Below are 723 nucleotides of genomic sequence, written 5' to 3' on the forward strand. Positions count from 1 at the left end.
GATCGCACTTGAAGTACAAATCGACAAGGTACGAGCAAAACGAGCGGTATTGAGACCTTTAGAAATCTTACCGACGAGCGGCAAGCTGATGATTTTTCTGTCCCAAGACAAGCGAAAATCTGGTTTTTGCAATGCCAGTTTTAAGCCATAAAAACAAACTACTAGCACGGCAAAGATAATCAGCCCCCACTCTTGGACGAACTCACTAGCCGCCAGCAAAAATTGCGTCGACTGTGGCAGCTCTTGCCCCATTTGAATGATCGGCTCGATGATTTTGGGTACCACGGTCGCCAACAAGAACGAGACAATCGCCACCGCAAACACCACTAACACGACAGGGTAGATCATCGCTTGCAACAGCTTAGAACGCATTTTCTGACGGTTTTCGACGTACTCCGCCAAGCGCTCTAAAACCGTATCAAGGTGTCCAGATTTTTCACCCGCGGCGACCATAGAGCGAAACAGTTCGTCAAATACGTGTGGATAATCACCTAGGCTATCTGCCAATGGGTAACCTTCGGTGACTTTGGAGCGAACTGCAGCGATCATGGTGCGAATTCGTGGCTTTTCTGCTTGTTCAGAAACTGCTCGAAGACACTCTTCAAGAGGCATACCTGATTGAACAAGTGTGGATAATTGACGCGTGATCAGAGCCAGTTCAGCCGTTTTGATACCACGTTTGAAGCCCACTGAGCCTGAAGACTTAGCCGCCTTTGCTTTGGC

General features: G+C 48.4%; 1 protein-coding gene. It reads right to left on the minus strand.

What is annotated here, in order from left to right; translation table 11 throughout:
• On the minus strand, positions 1-723 hold a 723-nt coding region (locus tag R7Q46_RS26925; protein WP_318078195.1), incomplete at both ends, for a type II secretion system F family protein.

The organism is Vibrio sp. 811 (assembly GCF_033339195.1).